Source organism: Bartonella sp. SD1336NMGDW, from assembly GCF_042193565.1.
Lineage (GTDB): Bacteria > Pseudomonadota > Alphaproteobacteria > Rhizobiales > Rhizobiaceae > Bartonella > Bartonella grahamii.
The window spans coordinates 193816-216007 of the sequence record NZ_JBHILW010000002.1 but is presented as its reverse complement, the minus strand read 5'-3'; the positions used below and the strand labels follow the sequence as shown (position 1 = coordinate 216007).

The 22192-nt window shown below is 36.5% G+C and carries 19 protein-coding genes and 1 pseudogene; 14 read left to right on the top strand and 6 right to left on the bottom strand.

What is annotated here, in order from left to right:
* Nucleotides 1-197: pseudogene (locus ACFIKH_RS02800) on the bottom strand (peptidase domain-containing ABC transporter); the annotation flags it as partial.
* Between the two features lie 254 nt (nt 198-451).
* Between ACFIKH_RS02800 and ACFIKH_RS02795 the strand changes: the two are divergent.
* The gene (locus tag ACFIKH_RS02795) at nt 452-667 is read left to right on the top strand and encodes a hypothetical protein (protein WP_375670953.1); all 216 of its coding nucleotides are present in this window, start codon (nt 452-454) and stop codon (nt 665-667) included.
* A 91-nt stretch (nt 668-758) separates the two neighbouring features.
* Here ACFIKH_RS02795 and ACFIKH_RS02790 read toward each other — a convergent pair whose 3' ends face one another.
* On the bottom strand, nt 759-929 hold the full coding sequence (locus ACFIKH_RS02790) for a hypothetical protein (protein ID WP_375670951.1): 171 nt from the start codon (nt 927-929) through the stop codon (nt 759-761).
* Between ACFIKH_RS02790 and ACFIKH_RS02785 the strand changes: the two genes are divergently transcribed.
* Nucleotides 913-1104 (top strand): hypothetical protein, encoded by a 192-nt coding sequence (locus ACFIKH_RS02785; RefSeq protein WP_375670949.1) that lies wholly within the window; start codon nt 913-915, stop codon nt 1102-1104. The two genes, ACFIKH_RS02790 and ACFIKH_RS02785, sit on opposite strands and share 17 nt — an antisense overlap.
* 687 nt (nt 1105-1791) lie before the next feature.
* Here ACFIKH_RS02785 and ACFIKH_RS02780 read toward each other — a convergent pair.
* The 4 genes from ACFIKH_RS02780 to ACFIKH_RS02765 form a co-directional block, all read right to left on the bottom strand.
* Complete coding sequence (locus ACFIKH_RS02780; protein ID WP_375670166.1) at nt 1792-2577, bottom strand: DUF1499 domain-containing protein; 786 nt, start codon at nt 2575-2577, stop codon at nt 1792-1794.
* 533 nt (nt 2578-3110) lie between these two features.
* A complete protein-coding gene (locus ACFIKH_RS02775; RefSeq protein ID WP_375625103.1) occupies nt 3111-3650 on the bottom strand; it encodes a hypothetical protein in 540 nt (179 codons plus the stop codon).
* Complete coding sequence (locus ACFIKH_RS02770) at nt 3643-4239, bottom strand: DUF1214 domain-containing protein (RefSeq protein WP_375625102.1); 597 nt, start codon at nt 4237-4239, stop codon at nt 3643-3645. The genes ACFIKH_RS02775 and ACFIKH_RS02770 overlap by 8 nt, the downstream gene beginning before the upstream one ends.
* A 17-nt stretch (nt 4240-4256) precedes the next feature.
* Nucleotides 4257-6407: a transglycosylase domain-containing protein gene (locus ACFIKH_RS02765; RefSeq protein WP_375625746.1), complete on the bottom strand. Its 2151-nt coding sequence runs from the start codon at nt 6405-6407 to the stop codon at nt 4257-4259.
* 348 nt (nt 6408-6755) lie between these two features.
* On the opposite strand from ACFIKH_RS02765, the gene ACFIKH_RS02760 reads away from it, so the two are divergent.
* The 12 genes from ACFIKH_RS02760 to ACFIKH_RS02705 all read left to right on the top strand — a co-directional run bounded on the left by ACFIKH_RS02760 (nt 6756) and on the right by ACFIKH_RS02705 (nt 21456).
* Nucleotides 6756-6992, top strand: coding sequence for a hypothetical protein (locus tag ACFIKH_RS02760; protein ID WP_375625100.1), 237 nt, complete (start codon nt 6756-6758; stop codon nt 6990-6992).
* A 21-nt stretch (nt 6993-7013) separates the two neighbouring features.
* Entirely contained in the window at nt 7014-7679 is a 666-nt protein-coding gene (locus ACFIKH_RS02755) for a response regulator transcription factor (protein WP_375625188.1), read from the top strand.
* Complete coding sequence (locus ACFIKH_RS02750) at nt 7679-9097, top strand: ATP-binding protein (RefSeq protein WP_375670947.1); 1419 nt, start codon at nt 7679-7681, stop codon at nt 9095-9097. The genes ACFIKH_RS02755 and ACFIKH_RS02750 overlap by 1 nt, the downstream gene beginning before the upstream one ends.
* 246 nt (nt 9098-9343) lie before the next feature.
* Nucleotides 9344-10114 carry a tetratricopeptide repeat protein gene (locus tag ACFIKH_RS02745; RefSeq protein WP_375670945.1) on the top strand — a complete coding sequence of 257 codons (771 nt, stop codon included), beginning with the start codon at nt 9344-9346 and terminating at the stop codon, nt 10112-10114.
* A 77-nt stretch (nt 10115-10191) separates the two neighbouring features.
* Nucleotides 10192-10671 carry a cytochrome c maturation protein CcmE gene (ccmE, locus tag ACFIKH_RS02740; protein ID WP_375625097.1) on the top strand — a complete coding sequence of 160 codons (480 nt, stop codon included), beginning with the start codon at nt 10192-10194 and terminating at the stop codon, nt 10669-10671.
* Between the two features lie 7 nt (nt 10672-10678).
* Complete coding sequence (locus tag ACFIKH_RS02735; RefSeq protein ID WP_375670943.1) at nt 10679-12658, top strand: heme lyase CcmF/NrfE family subunit; 1980 nt, start codon at nt 10679-10681, stop codon at nt 12656-12658.
* Nucleotide 12659: 1 nt separating this feature from the next.
* A complete protein-coding gene (locus ACFIKH_RS02730) occupies nt 12660-13112 on the top strand; it encodes a cytochrome c-type biogenesis protein CcmH (protein ID WP_375625753.1) in 453 nt (150 codons plus the stop codon).
* Nucleotides 13113-13299: 187 nt separating this feature from the next.
* Nucleotides 13300-14811, top strand: coding sequence for a Do family serine endopeptidase (locus ACFIKH_RS02725; RefSeq protein ID WP_375625755.1), 1512 nt, complete (start codon nt 13300-13302; stop codon nt 14809-14811).
* Nucleotides 14812-14883: 72 nt separating this feature from the next.
* Nucleotides 14884-15570 (top strand): winged helix-turn-helix domain-containing protein, encoded by a 687-nt coding sequence (locus ACFIKH_RS02720; RefSeq protein ID WP_375670941.1) that lies wholly within the window; start codon nt 14884-14886, stop codon nt 15568-15570.
* The gene (locus ACFIKH_RS02715; RefSeq protein WP_375651572.1) at nt 15567-16949 is read left to right on the top strand and encodes an ATP-binding protein; all 1383 of its coding nucleotides are present in this window, start codon (nt 15567-15569) and stop codon (nt 16947-16949) included. The genes ACFIKH_RS02720 and ACFIKH_RS02715 overlap by 4 nt, the downstream gene beginning before the upstream one ends.
* Nucleotides 16950-17026: 77 nt before the next feature.
* On the top strand, nt 17027-19972 hold the full coding sequence (locus ACFIKH_RS02710; protein WP_375625759.1) for a bifunctional [glutamine synthetase] adenylyltransferase/[glutamine synthetase]-adenylyl-L-tyrosine phosphorylase: 2946 nt from the start codon (nt 17027-17029) through the stop codon (nt 19970-19972).
* Between the two features lie 665 nt (nt 19973-20637).
* Nucleotides 20638-21456 carry an outer membrane protein gene (locus ACFIKH_RS02705; protein WP_375670939.1) on the top strand — a complete coding sequence of 273 codons (819 nt, stop codon included), beginning with the start codon at nt 20638-20640 and terminating at the stop codon, nt 21454-21456.
* Nucleotides 21457-22192 lie beyond the last annotated feature (736 nt).

Below are 22192 nucleotides of genomic sequence, written 5' to 3'. Positions count from 1 at the left end.
ACGATAGCATAGAGACTTTCAATACGCTGAAAAGGGAGAATACGGTCGATAATCGCTTGAAAAATAAAAGGATTCACTAAGCCCAGCAAACGCAAAACAACAGCAACGCAACTGAGTTCGATGACATAATAGATATATTTCTTTGTTGTTCTTGTAAACCAAGAGAATGATACTGGTTTTTCTTGTGAATGACTCATTTGAATTTATGATTTTGTTTAAGAGAAAGAGCGATGGATGTCGCATATTTAAACAGTATTGTAAATAGTATTATATTTATACAAAATATACATTTTGTATAAATATAATATAAACATAATTTATTTATTGTTTATACATTATTTTTATTATTATTTTTACAAATTATGTTTGACTTATTATAAAATGAACAATAATGAATTTTCTACCGTATCGTTGTGATACAGTTATTTTTAATAATAAAAGGAGGATTTAAATGGGTAGTTCAAGCTCATCAAATGATTCAAGTAGTAACTCACATCCAAAAAGTTGGCTTTTTCCAGAAGATGATTATAGTACAGGCGCTTATGCTCAAGAAGCAGGTAAAGGCGGCATTGTAGGATTAGTATTAGGAGGTGGTGCTGGTGCAGCGGGAGGTTCTATTGCTGGACCAGGAGGGGTGCAGGTGCTGGCTTTCTCGGTGGAGCAGTAAGCGGCGGAATAGGAGGAGCTGGTGATTCAAGTAGTAACTCACATCCAAAAAGTTGGCTTTTTCCAGAAGAAGATGATTGTAGCGCAGGCGCTCATGCCCAAGCAGCAGGTGAAGGCGGCATCATAGGAGAAGTAATAGGAGGTATTGCTGGTGCAGTCGGAGGTCTTTTTGCTGGACCGGGAGGTGTCGTTAATAGCTTTGTCAATGGAGCAATAGGAGGTGGACTAGCAGGAGCTGGTGATGCTGTGGTAGATAAATACAATGCATGCCATACGGCACCAAGTTGTGAAACAAGCGATTATGTTGAAGCAGCTGTCATAAAGGGAGGCGTAGGAGCATTAATTGGTGTATTAAGGGGGCCAGGTGGAATAGCCGCAGGCGGATTAGGAGGAGTTGCTACAGGTTTAATAGATAAGTACAATGAATGCCATCCGTAAAGTGGAAGAACACTGTTTCTAATTTATTTAGAAAATAACAATAAAGATATTTCTGAGATCAGTGATATTATAAACATACTTTAAAGCTATGGCTAAACTGATTTCAGGGATATTTTTGTATATGATAATAGATATTTTATTTTGGATTTTTTTGTTATGAATACTTTTACTCGCTCCTTAGTAACAGCAATTGGATTTGGATTTTGCATGTTTTTTTACAATAGATTTAAAGGTGAGAACTGGAGTATAAAAAGGACAATATTATCAACAATTATGTTTTTTATATTATATTATTCTGGAAATTTATTAGTTAAATATATGGGAATTTTAAAATAATATAAAATCAATTTGTTATATTATTTTAAAATATAATTATAAGGTGTTATTTGTAGAGTTATTTATAAAAAATAAGTTATTATTTTTATATAATATTTATCTTTAAAAAAATTTTTACTGATTACATTGGGATAGATACTTTAAATCAGTATTATCATCAAGAGTTCTGTTTTTTATTTCCTATTTTTGAATCTTTTTAATTATTTAAAGAATGAGTTGTTTTGAGATTATTGTCTTTTGTATAAGCATTGTCAGTTTATAGTTTTTGAAAAGTGCTTCTCTTCTTATGTGTCATATTTATTGAAAAATAAGCAATTTTTATGAAATAAAGTGCCTTATCTCTCTTGATTTTTATCCATCATCTTGAGAAAGAGGAAGTGACGCGATTTCCGTATCAAGTGCATCCATAAAATCGATAATAAAAGCAGCATTTGTCCCCAAATCTCTTGGCAAATAACGAGAAGCAGAACGCATATCAACAAAAGTGGTATCCCCTTCATCAGTTAAGCGTATCACGATATCCGAAATAAACCCAAGGTAAAAAGTTTTTGCTCTCGTTTCAATATAAAGCGCATTTTCTTCACCTTTAAACTCTCGTTGAGCCACAACAGGCCAATCATAGGCTGCTAAAACATTAAGAACAGATTCGCGAATACGGTCAGGTGAACCATCATAACGGCGCCCCGATAGTTCTGGCCATTGTGACATCTGTAATGTTTCTTGTTCAGTCAAAACACTTTTGAGCGGTAAAGCATCGCTGGGACGTATTGTGCGAAAAAAAGCCGGCGGGCTTTGTGTATCGGTAGAAATATCGTAAAGAGCCGGTAAGGTAAACCAAAGTCCAAAAAATAACATCAGTGGTGTAGCAGTTATGAGTGAATAAATGATCCCTTTTAAAGCTTTCATTCCCCCTAGGGCTCCATAGACCCATAAGCTGTAAAGTGCTTTTAAAGCAAGAAAAAGAGAAATAATCACACAGCCGGTAGAGATTCCGATCAAAATTATGAAGTCGGTTACGTTAATGACGGAAAAACGTTGTAAAATGACTGAAAATAATAAAATAAAGAACGCTAATCCACCAAATCGAGGGGACCATACTGCTGCTCTTGAAACGAACCGAACATATCTCTTCTTCATGAAGTTTTTTCCCCTCAATTGTAAACTATAAGCCAAGTTTTTTCAGAGTGCCTATCTTACAAAAAGCTTCTGCTTATAAGAGAAAAATAAAGCACTTATTTTTGAGGTCAAGGATGCATAATGTCTTATAAGTTTCCAGCGATTATTTTCGCACTTCATTGAAGGTAATCAGTATTTCTTCTATAGTTTATCATGTCATTGATGCGAACTTTATGGAAACGTTTGTAAATAAAAAGAAAAAACTCAAATAACAAGTTTACAGTTGTTAGCAGCATATTTTTCTAGAACTTTACTCTTGATTTTTCTCTTCTGATTGCGGGGAGTTTTTTCTGTCAGATAATGCGTATCAAATAGGATATGATGATGTGCAATAGAGATTTCATTCTACCTCAATAAAAAATTTAGGGATCTACAATCAGACAAACTTGAATTCGAGTATTCGATTAATAGAGAAAAAAGATAACCATTTTGAGAGGCTTCGTTTATTTTGTGTAGAAAGTAAGGTGTTGTCCAAATGAGAGGTTAGTCCGTTTTTATTCATAAAATATGCGGCAGGTCGCAGATGAAAGGAAAGCTTCACTTTCCTTTTTTGCAAGTGAAGAAGGGGCAAAAATACGTAAAATGACAAAACCTTCATTCAAATTTTTAGCAACCAAAACTGAATTAGCATTTATTTTAGGTTTTGATTTTTTGAGTTCTATTATTTGTATTGGTTTTCCAATAATAAGATCGAGTGTAGCATCAGGGGCTGTTCGGTCATTAAGGCTATAGAAAATAATTCCTTTGTGTGTGTAAGCAGCGAGTGACCAAAATTGTCGTGTTTTCAAAGCTTTTAAATGAACAGGTCCATTTTCAAGATTAAATCTGCAGACTTTAAGAAGAAAGAGTGGATCAGCAGATTGTTGAATAGGATTATCGGGAGTAAAAGCAACAAATTGATAAGGGGCGCCGGATTTTTTAAGTGCTGTCCATATATTATTTTGTGCCCAATAGGGGATGAGAAAGAGAACGCAAATATGAACGATAATAGCGCCAATGATTGCAAGAAGTGCGATATAAATGAATCTAGTCACAATTTATTTGTCCTGATGGAATTTGTTCTATTGATGGCATTGTAAGCTTTTGTAATGCCGTTGCAGAGATGATTGGGGTATCGTATAAGGTAAGAATAAGCCCGAATTCTTTTTGACTAACTGTTGCAAGCCAATTGCCGGCTTGCGGTGTAGGTGAAATATTGATGCGCAATGAGCCATCATGCTCATAAGTAATAGCGTTCGTGTGGAGTTCAAAAGGTATTTCTTTGGATGAAGTATAGGGCTTTAGGGATTTGTCAGCTGTATAAAGGGTAAAAAGACGGGTTTCAGGAATGGTGCCTTTGAGCAAATAATGACAGCGAGGGTGGAGTGGACGCCCTTGGTTATCTTGCCAAATCTGGAATTGTATACCTTCAGTACGTCCGAGTGAAACAATGCCTTGTTTAGCGGTGCGGGCGCGGGTATAGGGATCCATATTGGCGGTTCCCATTTGTGGATAAGCACTCCATTTTCCAATTCTAAAGAGTCCAAAATGATGAAAGGAATTGAGCACATAATCGACACTCAATTTTCCACATAAAATAGAAAAAGCGAAGATAAAAAAGAAAATGGTGATATTAAAAAACATCAGTGAATATCTTGAATTCAAAATGTTGAATCTCCAGTTGTTTTCATCTTCAAAGAAATTGCAGATGGTTTTTTCAGATCTTTGTTAATCAATCGCACAATATTCAATGTTTCAGGAGAAAGCGTAGAGGGTGTTGGGGGAAAAAATTCAGAATCTACATGGGAGGAAAGTATTGGGGGATGATAAGGAAGAAGAGAATCTTTAACACCATAGAGTTGTTTGAGCATAATATTTTGGTGTGCAGCAAGCATGATGCGTTGCCATATCATGGCAGGGACTCCACCCCCAAAAGCACGATTCATCGGTGAAAAGTTATCATTTCCCATCCATACCGCTCCAGTATAATTACCAGTAAAGCCAACAAACCAAGCATCACGATAGGATTGTGATGTTCCAGTTTTCCCAGCGACAAGAGTCATAGGCAGAGCAGCACGCTTACCAGACCCTCGTGTTGTGACACCCACCATCATTTGGTTCATATAAGCTGTTGATTGTTCACTCAGAACTCGGTGTAATTTTTTTCCGTTATGTTCGAGATCCCACACGACACGACCATCAATTGTTTTGATTTGTGTAAACCCATGACGATTACCAGCTATCCCGCCATTCGCAAAGACATTAAAGCCTGTAGCTTGATCCATGGGGGTCATGTTGGAAGTGCCAAGAACCATCGTTTTGTGTGATAAAATATGCGCGTTAATCCCCATATTCTTGATGAGATCTATGATGGGTTGGGTATCGCGGTGAAGATATTGATAGGTGAGATACACAGGGACTGTATTAATGGAAAAAGCTAAAGCTGTTGCTAAATCAATTTTCCCCAAATAACGACCAGAATTATTTTTTGGTGTCCACCCCCCCCAATTGATGGGAGCATCTAGAACGATTGTTGAGGGAGACAGTCCGTGTTCCAGTGCGGTTGCGTAAACATAGGGTTTGAATGAAGAACCAGTTTGCCGTCCGCCTTGTGTTGCTCTGTTAAATTGACTCTTTTTATAATCTAGTCCTCCAACAATTGCGCATACGGCACCGTTATTATCGAGTATAACAGTGGCAGCTTGTGTTACGCGATATTGTTGACCATATTGATGTAAATGATATGCAATTGATTCTTCTGCTGCTTTTTGAATATTCGGATCAAGGGTCGTTTGAATAATTAAACTATGGCTTGGAAGTTGATTACGCATTTTTTTGACTTCCTCGAATGCCCAATCAAGAAAATAATCAGCCTGATTATTTTCTATTTGGGGAAGTGCCCTAGCAGGGTGGCGATGCGCATTGATAATCTGGCTCTTCGTCATAAAACCACTATTAACAAGATTAGAAAGGACTACATTGGCACGTGTTTGAGCCGCAAAGAGATGACTATGAGGAGCATATTTTGTTGGAGCTTTAAAGAGTCCTGCTAACATAGCAGATTCACTTAAGGATATATGACGTATGTTTTTTCCAAAATAAAATTTTGCCGCTGCGGCAATACCAAAATTATTTCCTCCCATATAGGCCCGGTCAAGATAAAGTTGTAAAATCTGTTTTTTGCTAAAATTTGCTTCTAGCCAAAGAGCAAGATAAGCTTCTTTGATTTTACGTGTTATGGTTCTCTCGTTTGTTAAGAATAAATTTTTAGCCAATTGTTGTGTGAGAGTTGAGCCACCTTGCACCACACCGTTAGCTTGCATATTTTGTGAAATTGCCCGTGTAAGTCCTTGAAAATCAATACCCCAATGATCAAAAAAACGACGGTCTTCTGTAGCAAGAACCGCTTTAATGACAGTGTCAGGCATTTCTTCAACGGGGACAGAGATCGCTGGCAATGCACCACGGTGCCCAATGGAATTTCCATAGCGATCTAGAAAAAGAATGGAAAAGTTTTTAGGAGAAGACCAATCTGTTTTGGTCAGTTCAAAAATAGAAATGCCTAAAATAGTGAAAAGAGTAAATCCCATCAACCCTAATGTCAGTATTTCATCGAGAACTTCAACGATAAAACGTTTCCATCCTTGAAGATGAAAATTTTGTGAGACGATTTTTGCCTTTTTCCAGAAAAAACTGTTAGCAGAACGAATGTGATAAAGCGCTGTGTCTAATCGTGCGTCTAATTCAATGAGAGCAGGACTGTGAAATGGCTTACGATGTTGCCTTTTCTTTTTTTTAAAAAAATCAAACATTTAAAGAGAGCCTATGGCAAAGAAATACAACCAAACAAATCTACAATAATTATATGGAGTAGAAGTATTTTTTTGCTATAGTGCTAACAGAGAAAGAGTTTATTTTAGAATTATTCATTTTTCGTAAGATAGTGTATTAAGATTTTATTATTTTATTGAATAAATTTTATTCTCATTATTAAAAATATTTTATTTTGAGTTTTTAAAAATTTGGAATAATATTAATGTGTTCTTCTGTAAGATAGAGGATAAATTATTTCCATTTGTGATTTTTAAGTCGACCCAAAAAAAACATTATTTCTTTTATTCTTTATCAAGGAAAAGAAGAGATGGGTTATTGAAATATTTATGATGAAAAAAAAATTTTTGTTTGTAATAATAGCAGCTTTTTTAGGAGCAGATTCTGTTCTAGCTTCTGGGTGTGCTGAAGTAGGTAAGAAGGTTGCCGCGCAAGAGAGCGGGGTTCTCGTCCGTTCAAAATCGGTAGTTCAGGACGGAAAGGATATGTGTGCAATTGTAGTTGTTGTACCAGCCCGTAATGGTGAAAAGTTACGTCGTGTTGAGTTTTTTGTTCCTGCTGATTAGTTTTTGGCAGATGGTGTTGTGATGCGTATCTTAATCGTTGAAGATGATCGGAATCTTCACCATCAATTAGTAGAAGCTGTAAGACGTGCAGGATATGTCTCCGATAGTGCTTTCGATGGTGAAGAGGCTTATTTTTTAGGTAGCACAGAGTCTTACGACGCGGTGATACTTGATATAGGTTTACCGTATATTGATGGTATTCGTGTTGTTGAAAAATGGCGTCAAGAAGGGCACTCCATGCCTGTTTTAATGCTAACAGCGCGAGACCGTTGGTCTGATAAGGTGCACGGTATTGATGCTGGGGCTGACGATTATGTTGTGAAGCCATTTCATTTGGAGGAAGTGATGGCGCGTTTACGGGCATTAATTCGTCGCGCTACGGGACATGCGACAAGTGCATTATGTTGCGGAAATGTTTTGTTGGATACGAAGACGTCTCGTGTTTTTGTGGATGGTCAGTTGATTAAACTAACATCTTATGAATTCAGACTACTTTCGTATCTCATGCATCATTGTGATAGGGTCATTTCAAGAACAGAGCTTACTGAACATCTTTATGATCAGGATTTTGATAAGGACTCGAATACGGTGGAAGTCTTTGTAGGTCGGTTACGGAAAAAGCTTGGAGTGGATTTGATTGAAACTATTCGAGGAATGGGGTATCGCGTGAGAACGCTAGGTGATTAATGAATACTTTCGAAGAGAATAATTGGTGTAGGAGGTTCTTTTTTGTAATTACTCGATCTCTCAGTTTACGTGTTATGGTCTTATCAACATTATGGGTTGTTATTTCTCTTTTATCGATTTCTGCAGTAAGTATTTTATTTTATAAACGTTCAACTGAACAAAGCCTAGAGCGTATTCTTTCTGCTCAACTCTACAGTCTTATTGCAACAGTGACGGTGTCATCGGAAGGTACTTTGAGAGGAGGGGCTGGGATTGATGATATTCGTTATTCTGATCCAACAACAGGATGGTATTGGGAAGTTGTTGCGATATCCCATAATTTAAAAGGAAGATTGACATCCCCCTCATTGGGAACAGGCGAGATATTTACACCAAGTGATGTTGATATACCTTTTGACAATAAGTTCTTTCGCTCTTATCGGATAAAGGGGAACAATGGTCAAAAGCTACAAGTGATTGAGAGTGATGTTGTTCTTGATAATGAAAATCATATTGCACGTTTTCGGCTTGTTGGGAATATCGATGAAGCTCATGCCCAGGTAAAGGAATTTAAGCGAACTTTGCAAATTTTTCTTTGGAGTTTTGGTATCGGGAGTGTCCTTATTAATATTGCTATTATTTTCTTTAGTTTTCAACCGTTGAAGCTTATTCGACGCGCATTGAATGATATTCGCGAAGGAAAAGTTCACTATGTGAATACGGATTTAGTAAGCGAAGTAATGCCGCTTGTACAAGAGATGAATGCTCTCATTAATAATAATCAGCGTATTATTGAGCGATTTCGCACACAGGTTGGTAATCTTGCTCATTCATTGAAAACGCCTCTATCCGTGATTATGAATGAGACAGATAAGATGCGCGGAGAAAAGGCTTGTTTGTTGAGAGAGCAAACGCAAATAATGCAAGCTCAAATCAATCATTATCTTCAGCGTGCGCGGATTGCAGCACAATGCGATAGTATTGTCTATCATACGTCTGTTCGCAGTGTACTTGAACGTTTGGTGCGGGTTATGAAAAAGCTTAATCCTGAAAAACAAATTCAATTTACTATGGATGTTGATGATATTGTTTTTTCTGGAGAGAAGGAAGATTTAGAAGAAATTATAGGGAATTTGATTGAAAATGCTACTCAGTGGTCTCGAGCAAAGGTTTTGATCTCTTGTTGTTTAGAAGAAAATGTTGAAGAAACAGAATATTTTAGTATCTTTGTAGAAGATGATGGCCCTGGTTTAACAGAAGATAAAATGGAGGAAGCATTAAAAAGAGGGCGGCGGTTTAATGAAAGTAAACTAGGGGCAGGCTTAGGGCTAGCAATTGTTTCAGATATGGTTAGTGAATATGGTGGAAAGCTCTTTTTATCACGTTCTGATTTGGGTGGGTTGTATGCAAAAGTTTTATTACCTAAGATGGGAGAATAACACATTTTTTCCTTAAGCAAGAAATGTCTATAAAGTCTGTAAAGCAGTATTTTCAGATAATACATAAAGAGTAAGGAGACATTGTTTTGAGTTTCTTTGTTTAATTGATATATATAAGAAAAATGGACAATAGATTTTATAATATTTTCCATGAAAAAATGAATTTTTATCAGTTCACATCATTTTTCTCATGAAGAGGGTAAAATGTAAGCGAGTCATTCTCTGTTTGTATTGGAAAAAAATGATATGCTCTTATTAATTTTTGCAGCATTTTTTCTGACTTTTCTGGCAAGTATTCTTTTTCTTTCACTACGTTTTGATGATGAGATAAAGAAAGAATGGAAAGTTCAAACCGCGGATGGTTATAGAAGTCATAAGCATACGATTGAGTTTAACAAGCTTTATATGCATTATAAAAAAAGAAATATTCTTAAGGCTTTAAGTATTTTATTTGTTCTTCTTATGACATGGAATATTTATGGTCTGACAGGCAGTCCAGAAGTGAAAAGTTATTTTTTTAGCGAATTAATGGATAAGGATCCTAAAACTCTTAGTAAGCAAGAAAAGCTTATTCGTTTACAAGTGCTTTTTTTCCGTGCACCTCATGATGGCAAGCTAGCAGATGCGTTAGCGGTAGGGTATCTCGAAGAAAGCCTTTTTCAAGAGGCTGTGAATACTTATTTAGACGCACTTCGTTTGAATGGAGAAACAGCTCCAAGGCTTGTAGGATATGGTTTAGCATTGGTTGGTTATGAAGGGGGAGTGATAACACAAGAAGCACAAAATGCTTTTCAAAAAGCAGCAGATTTAGCGCCAACAGATTTTTATCCACGTTTGTTGTTGGCCGATGCATTGCATCAAGCAGGAAAAACTGCGCAGGCAGTGCAATTTTTACAAAGCTTTCTTGATACAATGCCTGAAAATTTTTCAGGACAATCACGTGTTAAAAAAATGATGATTCAGTTACGTGATTTATCGCGTGAGCATACAGAGAAAAGAAATCTTGCACCTGTGTAGAAGATGTGCAAAGCTCTTAAGAAATAAAATATTGATACTTAATTATAACGTATTTAAACTTTTTTCGCAGAGTGTCTATGAACAGTCAATCTTTAAAGAGTTCTGCCTCATGGAAGGTTATTTTAGAGCAGCGAAAAAAAAGGCGCTTACTGATCATATTATTATGTTGTTTGGTTATGACAATTGCAGCAAGTCTCATAGTGTATGCAATGCGTCATGCGGTCAGTTTTTTTAGAATGCCCTCTGAAATTACAAGAGAAGATATTTTAACGGAGCGCCCTTTGCGTTTGGGTGGCTTTGTTGAAAAGGGAACCGTTCAATATGTTGGAGAGAGAGGCGTTATTTTTTTTGTAACGGATAACAAAAAACATGAAAAAGTAGTTTTCAACGGTGCCTTACCGGATCTTTTTCGTGAAGGTCAGGGAGTGATTGTAGAAGGGCATTTTGATAAACAGGGTTTTTTTATAGGGATGCGTATTTTAGCAAAACATGATGAAACTTATATGCCTAAAGAAACAGCTGATCGTTTGAAAAAATATTACAGTATGGAGAAATAATTCGATTGTGCTTGTCGAACTGGGTCATATTTTTTTAGCTGCAGCATTTTCAGTAAGCTTATTAGGGGCGTTCTTACCTGCTTTAGGTGTTTGGTGGAGAGAGCGTTTGTTAATGCAAACAGCTGTTCCTCTAGCATATATCACTTTTACATTACTACTTTTATCTTTTTTAGTGATAATTTATGCTTATGTCGTATCTGATTTTTCTGTTTTGAACGTTGTTGAGAATTCTCATTCAGAAAAACCGATGCTCTATAAAATTACCGGTGTTTGGGGCAACCACGAAGGCTCTATGTTGTTATGGGTTTTAAGTCTTGCTTTTTTTAGTGCATTGATGGCCTTTTTTAGCCAACATTTTCCAGAAGATTTTAAGACGCTTGTTTTAATTTGCCAAAGTTGGATTACAACTGCTTTTCTTTTATTTATTCTTTTTGTATCCAACCCATTTTTACGTGTGAATCCACCAGCATTACAGGGAAATGGTCTCAGTCCTCTTTTACAAGATATCGCATTAGCAATTCATCCACCGCTACTTTATTTAGGTTATGTTGGTTTTTCACTTTGTTTTTCTTTTGCCGTTGCGGCATTGATTATGGGACATGTTGATAGAATTTGGGCGCGTGGGATTCGTCCATGGCTTTTACTTTCTTGGTGTTTTTTGACATTGGGTATTATGGTTGGCTCCTATTGGGCTTATTATGAGCTAGGATGGGGGGGCTATTGGTTTTGGGATCCTGTTGAAAATGTTTCGTTTATGCCTTGGCTTTCAGGAACGGCTCTTTTACATTCTGCTCTTGTTCTCGAAAAACGAGAAATATTGAAAAGTTGGACTTTGTTTTTAGCGCTGCTTACTTTTTCCCTTTCTCTGATGGGAACTTTTCTTGTGCGTTCGGGGCTTTTAGTTTCTGTTCATAGTTTTGCTGTTGATCCAGCACGGGGGCAAGCAATTCTTGCACTTTTATTGTTTTTTACAGGAGCGGCTTTTCTTCTTTTTGCTTTGCGCACCCCTATTTTAAAAACAGGAAATTTTTTTCAACCAATTTCACGTGAAGGGTTTATTGTTTTAAATAACTTGTTACTAACAACAATAACAGCAACAGTATTGATTGGTACGCTTTATCCTTATTTTATTGAGATATTAACAGGACAAAAAATTTCTGTAGGGGCTGCTTTTTTTAACCTTACCTGTGGACCGCTAATGGTTTTGCTGTTGTTGTTTGTTCCGTTTGGGACAATGATGGCATGGAAACGCGGTGATTTTCTTGCAGTTTTTGAACGGTTATGGTTTGTTTTTGTATTGGTTGGTATCGTCTGTTTTATAATATTTTATGCGACATCTGTGCGTGATATTTTTGCCGTTTTAGGGATTGGGCTTTCAGCGTTTGTTTTTTTAGGCAGTTTAGCGGATCTATGGGGAAAGAGTGGATATGGCAAGAGAGCTTTTTCAGTACGCGTTAAGAGATTTCTTGGATTGCCATGGTCTACTTTTGGTGCAGCAATAGCACATATGGGATTAGGTGTTACATTATTTGGTATTGTTTGTGTGGCAAGTTTTGGGCAAGAACGTATTTTAATCATGAACGTAGGGGATAGGGTGACGATAGCGGATAAAACGCTTCATTTTGATGCAGTGTATGATGATGTTGGTTCGAATTATTCGGCAATGGAGTTTTATTTTAAAATATATGAAAATAAAAACATTGTGGGTCATGTAACAGCCTCAAAGCGATTTTACTCGAGCCAAAATACATCAACAACAGAAGTTGGTCTGAAAAATCATGGCTTATCGCAGCTATATATTGTACCAGGACATATCGATAATCGGGGTCTTGTTGTGCATGTATGGTGGAAGCCTTATGTAATATGTATTTGGTTAGGGGCATTCATGATGGCTATGGGGGGATGTCTTTCTCTTCTGGGGTATTGGTTTCGCATTGGTATGTACAATAGGGTAATGCCTGCTTTAAATTTTTGGAAAAGACATTGAGATGAAAAAAATTCTTTGGATTGTATTTTTTTTAATTGCAACGTTTCCTTTTCAATTAGCAATAGCAGTAGAGCCGGATGAGATTTTAAAGGATAAGATTCTTGAAGCGCGAGCACGCCATATTTCATCGCATTTACGTTGTCCGGTTTGTCAAAATCAATCAATTGATGATTCAGATGCTGCTTTAGCACGTGATTTACGGCTTTTAATTCGGGAAAGGCTAAAAATGGGCTATAGTAATCAGCAAGTCACTGACTTTCTTGTTGAGCGATATGGTGAATTTATTCTCTTGAAGCCACCATTGAATAAAATAACTTGGTTTTTATGGTTTTCGCCTTTGATCATTATCATCATTGGCGCAAGTATCATATTTTTCCACTTCAAACGGAACAATCATGAGAAAATAATGAGTTATGTGAATGAAGAAGAACAGCCAAAAATGCCATTGCATTAAAAAAGATGTTATATAAAAGAAAAAAATCAGATCATCTGCAATGAGCATACAATCTTATTGTAATTATATTAGGGAATACTGAAACCTTACAAAACTTTAATAATTTAGACAGAAAATGGTAAGGTCTGGTGTTTTATAAGTGATCGAAATTGGAATAAAGGTATGATTGAATAGGAGCATAGAGTAAATGGTTAAAAAGGCTTTCTTTAAAACATTTGTCGCAGTGAGTTTTTCTGCGATATTGGAAAGTGCACTGTTTTTTAGTGGATGTACATCAAGCTTGTGGATAACAAAGGCTCATGCAAGTTCTGTATTTACTTCGTTAATACAACAACAGGGATTTGCCGATATTGTTGCTCAAGTGAAACCAGCCGTTGTAGCAGTACAAGTAAAGAGCAATAAAAAGAAAGAAGATAGGTTCTTTAGCAACTTTTTTAGTGGTCCAGGACTTGATCAATTACCAGACCAGCATCCTTTAAAAAGATTTTTTAAAGAGTTTTATGATTTTGATAAACCTAAAAATAAATTTCCCCACCAATCGCAAAGACTCCGTCCTGTTGCTTTTGGATCGGGTTTTTTTATTTCGTCTGATGGGTACATCGTGACCAATGATCATGTGATTTCTGATGGAACAAGTTATACTGTTGTTCTTGATGATGGTACAGAATTGAATGCAAAGCTCATTGGGAAAGACCCCAAAACCGACCTTGCCGTATTAAAAGTGAGTGATAAAAGAAAATTTTCCTATGTTGATTTTGGTGATGATTCAAAGCTTCGTGTTGGGGATTGGGTTGTTGCCATTGGGAACCCATTCGGCCTTGGTGGAACTGTGACAGCAGGTATTGTTTCTGCACGTGGACGTGATATTGGCACTGGTGTGTACGATGATTTTATTCAGATTGATGCTGCTGTTAATAGAGGAAACTCTGGTGGTCCAACGTTTGATCTTAATGGAAAGGTTGTTGGGGTTAATACAGCAATTTTTTCTCCTTCTGGAGGAAATGTTGGGATTGCTTTTGCTATTCCGGCAGCGACTGTAAAACAGGTTGTACAACAACTTATTGAAAAAGGTTCAGTTCAACGTGGTTGGTTAGGTGTTCAGATTCAGCCGGTAACAAAGGAGATTTCCGATTCAATAGGTTTGAAAGAAGCCAAAGGTGCTTTGGTTACTGATCCGTTAAAAGGACCGGCAGAAAAGGCTGGTATTAAAGCGGGTGATGTAATTATTTCAGTGAATAATGAAAAGGTTGCTGATACGCGTGAGCTGGCGAAACGTATTGCAAATATTAAACCAGGAGAAACGGTAACTATAGGGATTTGGAGATCAGGTAAGGAGGAGAGTATCAAGGTTAAGCTCGCTTCAATGTCTGAAGATGAAAGTAAGAAAGAGGCTTCAAAATATTCAAATGAACGGGGTGATTTAGATGAAACATTGGAAGATTATGGTCTGATTGTTATACCCTCTGATGATGGTGTAGGGGTTGTCGTAACGGAGGTCGATACCGATTCAGATGCTGCAGATAAAGGGATACGCCCTGGTGATATCATTGTGACAGTAAATAATAAACCGGTTAAACGAGTCTCTGATATTGTTAGCACAATAAAAAATGCTCAGCAGTTAGGACGAAAGGCTATACTCTTACAAGTGCGAACAAATGATCAAAATCGTTTTGTTGCTCTTCCAATTTTGAAAAAATAAGGCTTTAGTTGTAGGACAAATGTTTATTAAATATTTGTCCTACAACATAATAAAGTAATGGAGATACGTTTTATGAAGATACTCGTTATTGAAGATGATCATGAGACGGGGCATTATCTCGAAAAGGCTTTTTTGGAAGTAGGGCATTCCGTTGATATTGCTTATGATGGGGATACGGGATACGCTTTAGCGACCACGGAAAATTATGACGTTATGGTTGTTGATCGAATGCTTTTGCATCGTGATGGTCTTTCTATTATTGCTGAATTGCGCGCTAAAGGCAATGAAACACCGGTTCTTATTCTGTCTGCTTTAGGGCAAGTCAATGATCGTGTAACGGGGTTGCGTGCAGGGGGAGATGATTATTTGACAAAGCCTTATGCTTTTTCTGAACTTCTTGCGCGTGTTGAAGTTTTACAACGGCGGAAAAATCCTAAAGAAGCAGAAACTGTTTATTGTGTAGGTAATCTTGAGCTTGATCGGCTAGCACATACGGTAAAACGGGGTGATAGAAACATCCTATTGCAACCACGAGAGTTTCGTTTACTTGAATATTTGATGCGCTATGCGGGGCAGGTTGTTACACGCACTATGCTTTTGGAAAATGTTTGGGATTACCATTTTGATCCACAAACGAATGTCATTGATGTCCATATCTCCCGTTTGAGAGCCAAAATTGAAAAAGATTTTGATGTTCCCCTTCTCCATACTGTGCGTGGAGCTGGGTATATGCTGAAAGCACCAGATAACAAAGCATGAGTCGTTTGATTAATATAATGCGCACGACGGCGCTAAGGCTTTCAGCACTTTACATTTTATTGTTTGGATTGGTGGCAACAGGGCTTTCTATTTATATGACGGCATTTTCTGCTTCATTGTTAACAGAGCAAACTGAACAGGCTTTACATGAAGAATTAAAGTATATTGAAAATGCTTATAATTATGGAGGATTATCCTTATTAATGCGCACTATTGATTATCGTTCAAGACAACCAGGAGCATTTCTTTATCTTGTCACGGATTCTATGGGGCGTATTTTAGCAGGAAATGTAGCACGTATTGAATTAGGTCTTTTGAATCAGAGTGGTTTTATTTCTACCTCTTTTTTATACTCCCGTTTTGGAGAACATGGCAAAACAAGTGAACATCGCGCTTTGGCGGTTATTGTTGATTTACCTAATGCTATGAAGATTCTTATAGGACGCGATTTGGATGAGCCAGAACGTTTTGCAGTGGTTATTCGTAAAGCTGTGGTCATTGCACTTGCTGCAATGGTTGGAGGCGCTTTACTCATATGGTTTTTTGTTGGCAGGAGAGCTTTACAAAGGATTGATCATGTAACGGCTGCATCACAGCGCTTGATGGATGGTGATTTCAGTGGGCGTTTACCTGTCTCTGGAGTAGGGGATGAGTTTGATCGATTGTCAGCTAATCTTAATGTTATGTTAGACCGCATTGAAGAGTTAAATATTGGTTTACGTCAAGTATCAGATAACATTGCTCATGATCTGAAAACGCCGTTAACGCGTCTTAGAAATCGCGCTGAAGAGGCGCTTTCAGGAAATAAGACAAAGCTTGAATATCGTCAGGTCCTTGATAGGGTTATTGCAGAATCAGATCAACTTATTTGTACGTTCAATGCGATTTTAATGATTTCACGTATTGAGGCCAGCAGTGCGATTGAGCATCTTGAAATGATGAATATGAAACTGATCCTTGAAGATGCTGTTGAGATTTACGAACCTTTTGCTGAAGAGTCAGGTGTTTTACTTCGGTTGGGGAATATATTTGATAAAGAGCTTAAGTTGAATCGTGAGCTTGTTGCACAATCAATTTTTAACCTTATAGATAATGCCATTAAATATGCGTCTAAAGGTGAAAGGAAAGCGGAGGTTTGCTTATCAATGGAATATCGTGATGAACATTTATTAGTTGTTGTGAGCGATAATGGACCAGGAATAGCAGAGGATAAACGTGAAAAAGTGACAGAACGATTTGTTCGTCTTGAAGAAAGCCGCACACAACCTGGGTTTGGGATTGGTTTAAGTATAGCAAAAGCAGTTATGAAGCTTCACGGGGGTGAGTTGTTACTTGAAAATGCAAATCCAGGGCTTAGGGCTGTTTTGTTATTTCCTTAAAGATATTTTTCTTCACTTTTCTCTTTTCATACGTAACAACTATTTTAAAAGTATAAAGCAATAGAAAGGAAGGCAAAATGCTTTTCAAGGGAGCGCAGACGAAACAAGCTTTTTTAAAAACACAGCTTCTCCCTTTATGCCCTCTCGATAAAAGTGGTTCCCAATGGTTAAAAGACATGGAAGAACAAGCAAGGGAAGAAGGTTTAGAATCTCTTATTTCCCTTATCTTAGAGAGTGGAACGCAGATTGATTTTATCAGTTCAGTTATGACCTTATCTCCTTTTTTGCGTGAGGTTTTAATTGCCAATCCATCATATCTTAGTGCTTTATTAAATGTTGATATAGAAACAAGGCTGAGCGAAATTATAGATGATATTACGGCTATTGATAAGGATGAAACTATAAATGAAACTTCATTAATGGCTGCTTTAAGGCGCAAAAAAAGAGAAGCGCATGTTCTCATTGCTTTAGCTGATTTGAGTGGTGTTTTTACTTACGAAGTTTCATGTGCTTGGTTGACACGTTTGGGCGAAGCAGCATTAAGTGTAGCGCTGCGTTTTCTATTAAGAGAAGCGCATGATCATGGTAAGATCAATTTATTAAGCCGTGAGAATCCAGAAAAAGACTGTGGTTTAATTATTTTAGGGATGGGAAAATTAGGAGCAGGGGAACTTAATTATTCTTCTGATATTGATCTTATTGTTTTCATTGATGAAACATCACCTCATATTGGTAATCTTTCTGAAAGTGTTGACGTATTTTCTAAAATGGTACGCCGATTAATCCGTATCATTCAAGAACGCACTGCGGAAGGATATGTTTTTCGTCTTGATTTTCGGCTTCGTCCAGATCCAGGATCAACCCCTTTGGCCTTACCAGTAAGGACTGCCTTGCGGTATTACGAAGGGCGTGGACAAAATTGGGAACGAGCAGCCATGATTAAAGCACGTCCAGTTGCTGGCGATAAGAGGGCAGGTTTTAACTTTCTTAAAGAGCTTTTTCCCTATGTGTGGCGGAAATATTTAGATTACGCTGCTATTGCTGATATTCATTCGATCAAACGTCAAATTCATGCGCATAAAAATTACGGTCAAATTGCAGCTTATGGGCATAATATAAAGTTAGGTCGTGGTGGTATTCGTGAGATTGAGTTTTTTGTTCAGACACAACAGCTTATTGCCGGTGGGCGTTTTCCTCAATTACGTGGACGTCAGACAGTTGCAATGTTAGCAGAACTTCACACGCTTGGTTGGATTAGTGAGAAAACAAGAAATAGTCTTATAAAAAGTTATGCTTTTCTTCGAAATGTGGAACATCGGATTCAGATGCTTTTCGATGAACAAACACACCTTCTTCCAAATGATATTGCTCAATTCACGAGTGTTGCCTATTTAATGGGTTATCAAGACAGTAACAGTTTTATCCGTGATTTATTAAAAACACTTCAGGTTGTTGAAAAACATTATGCAGCACTGTTTGAGAATGAGCAAGAACTTGGTTTAGAAATTGGTAATTTAGTTTTTACAGGTGAAGAAGATGATCCGGAGACATTAATAACGTTAAGCCGTTTAGGCTTTGAAAGAGCAAGTGATATTTGTCGTATTATGCGCACTCTCCATTGTGGTCGTTATAAAGCAACGCAATCAGCCGAAGCACGCGAGAGATTAACGGAATTAACACCAGCTCTTTTGAAAGCTTTTGGTGGGACAAAACGAGCTGATGAGGCGATGTTGCGTTTTGATAGTTTTTTACAGGGCTTACCTTCAGGAATTCAGCTTTTTAGTCTTTTACAGTCTAATCCCTCTCTTTTGGATATGCTTGTCCTTATTATGGGTGCTGCTCCACGTCTTGCAGAAATTATTACACGCAGATCCCATGTTTTTGATGGAATGTTAGATCCGAATATTCTTTCAGAATTACCAACAAAAGCGTATTTAGAAAAACGGCTTGAATATTTTCTTGAAAATATTCTTTCTTATGAGGAAATTCTCGACCATTTAAGAATTTTTGCAGATGAACAACGTTTTTTAATTGGTATTCGAATTTTGAATGGTGCAATTACAGGAGAAAGAGCGGGTTTTGCTTTTACTGCGCTTGCTGATCTTATGATTACAAAAACATTTGCTGCCGTTCAAGAGGAATTTTCTCGTCTTCATGGTAGTATTAAAGGGGGGCGTGTTGGCATATTGGGTATGGGGAAGCTTGGAAGTCGCGAATTAACAGCAGATTCCGATGTTGACCTCGTTTTGCTTTATGAACACGATGATGATGCAGAAATATCTGATGGAGAAAAGCCTCTTTATATCTCTCAATATTATACGCGTTTAGCACAGCGCCTCATTTCTGCTTTATCCACTCTTACAAGCCAAGGTGTTCTTTATGTCGTTGATTTAAGGTTACGGCCGTTAGGCAATAAAGGACCTGTTGCTGTTTCTTTTCCATTTTTTAAAAAGTATTATCGCCAAGAAGCATGGATATGGGAATATCTTGCTTTAACAAGGGCTCGAGGCATTGCAGGAGATCCTGATTTTTTACAAAAGCTAGAAAATGAAGTGTGTGCAATTATTGCTATTTCTCGTGATAAGAAGGAAGTTGCAAAAGAAGTATGTGAAATGCGTTCCTTGATTGCAAAAGAAAAGCCGCCAAAAAATCAATGGGATTTAAAAACGATGTCTGGTGGCATTATGGATTTGGAGTTTATTGCTCAATTTTCTCTTATTACGCATGTCATTGAGTTTCAAATTGGAGCAACAACAGCTGATATTTTAGATCACTTACCAGACAGTTTTCTTAATCAGTCATGTATTGCTGATTTACATTATGCCTATCATCTTTATACAAATTTGAGTCAAATTATACGGCTTTGCTTAAATGATTCTCTTGATCCCAATGATATGCCACCTGGATTAAGTGACCTTTTGTTAAATAGTGTTGGGGAACCTGATTTGCTTCGTGTTGAAAAACTAATTGCAGAAACTGGGCAATTGGTCTGTTCAGTTTTTACAAAAATCATGAAACATTAAAATAATTTTATAAGAATAATAAAAATTATTAATTCCGTTTTTATATATTAATTTTTGTCTTTTATTTCATTACACACTTGAGAGGGTTAGAGTGAAGTTCTCTACTGGTTTCTCAAGTGTGATGAAAAAAAATTTCTGTTAGATGTGTCATTCTTTATACAAAAAGCGATGAGTGACGAGTTTAGTGAATGATATTCTTTATGAGCCTTATCTCATGTGTATGATAAAAGCATATGGGTCATTTATTAAGCAGCGGTATATCAGATACATTTATGAATTAAGGGATATTCAACACAAAAATATATGCAAGAGTGTTTTTATCGTACATATTTATATAAAAACTTATAGAGATTATGTCTCATTACACTAATAATACCAAAATATTAAAATCAATATGATAAAAATCTTTATTGATTACATATCTCATTTTTTCAAAAAATTGATATTATAATTATTTGTATAATCATGATTAATATGAAGCTATAAAAGCTAATATGTAATAATTAATGGAAATATAAAGCATATTTAAATTTTTTTATAATATTATTTATTAAAACTAATTTTATTTTTTTATAACTGTGTCATTTTTGCTATAGATTTTAAAAAAAAACTGTGAAACTATTTACTATTATTTATGTATCACATTAGCTTTTAGGGGAGCAATTATGATTACAAAGTATTTAGTCTCAACATCTATCTTTTCTTTAATTTCAATTTCTGTAGTACAGGCGGCGGATATGGTTATTCCTGAACAGCCCGTTCCTGTTATTGCAGCTCCTGCTTTTTCTTGGACAGGATTTTATCTTGGAGGACAGATTGGTAGCTTTTCAGGTAAAACAACTGCAAGTTATTTAAAAGATGAGACGGGGATATGGAATCCAATTGGAAAGGAGGATTTACCTAAACTTTCTGGTTTTATAGGGGGAGTTTATGCAGGTTCCAATATTGATATCGATAATGGTTTTATTATAGGTATTGATACGGATATTATGTGGTCTGATAAAAAGGGTACAAAAGATATTAATCGACCCAAAAAAAGTCAAACTGAAGAAGATTCTTCAGAAGAAGCAAATCTAACAAGAGATTCTCATGAGGAGGATTCGACAATACCTATTGAAGCTGTACGTCATACTTTAAAACAAAAATGGGCTGGTGCTACGCGGGTGAGAGTTGGTTTTGCGATTGAGCGTGTAATGCCTTATGTTTCTGGAGGGATTGCTTATACGCAACTTCAGAATATTTTTGGGTTAGTTGCTGACAGCAACAACAGAGCAGTTAATTTTTCTGATTGGTTGCATGATGAAAAAAAGACCATGATTGGTTATACCCTCGGAGGTGGTGTTGATTTTGCAATGGCTGATAATGTTATTGTGCGTGCAGAATACCGTTATTCAGATTTTGGTAAGAAGAAGTTCGTGCATGATAAATTTGAAATGGGCTACAAGACAAACGATTTCCGCGTGGGTGTAGCTTATAAATTTTAGTTTTTGCCGAATTAAAAATTCAAAAGTCTCATTTTAGAATGAGGCTTTTATTTTTTAGATATGTGCAGTGAAATATCCTTCACTCAAAAGAGTTACTATTTTATTCGAACAATACGTTTATTTATAAATATAATTTACTTTTTCATGTTGAGTGAGAGACCCAAGTATCATAAGATTTTCTCATTTTAAACCTATACCATGTTGAACCAGTGAAAACCATGTCTTTTGCACGTCAAAAGGAGGGAGAGCCGTGAGATAAAAAACATGAAAGAAAGAATAAAAATACTCCTTATGAACCTTCTCAAGTGCCAAAGGCTGTCGCTGCATTGGGACTTGGCAAAGTGTGAGATTTTGATACTAGCTGGCTTTTTCATAAACGTAAAGATGGTGCTGCTAAATGGACTTATCATTACATTATTCATAGGTGCTGTGGGAAATGGATTTGGGTGCTTTAAAAGATGCTTTTTTAAAACAAACACATGAATTGGCAACTTAATTGCGTTTTGTTTTATTTGAAATACCTCTCATACAATCGACGTTTCTGTTTTTCATTGTCGTAAGATATTTATTTAATAACAAAAAATCGTTAAAGCACGTAAAACTACATCCGCAATAAAACTTAATAATAATAATTTATATTAATAAAATATCTATAAAGATTATTATAAAGTGATTTATAGGAAAAAATAGATAGCAAATTATGAATTTATCGAGACATAAAAAACATTATTAACTA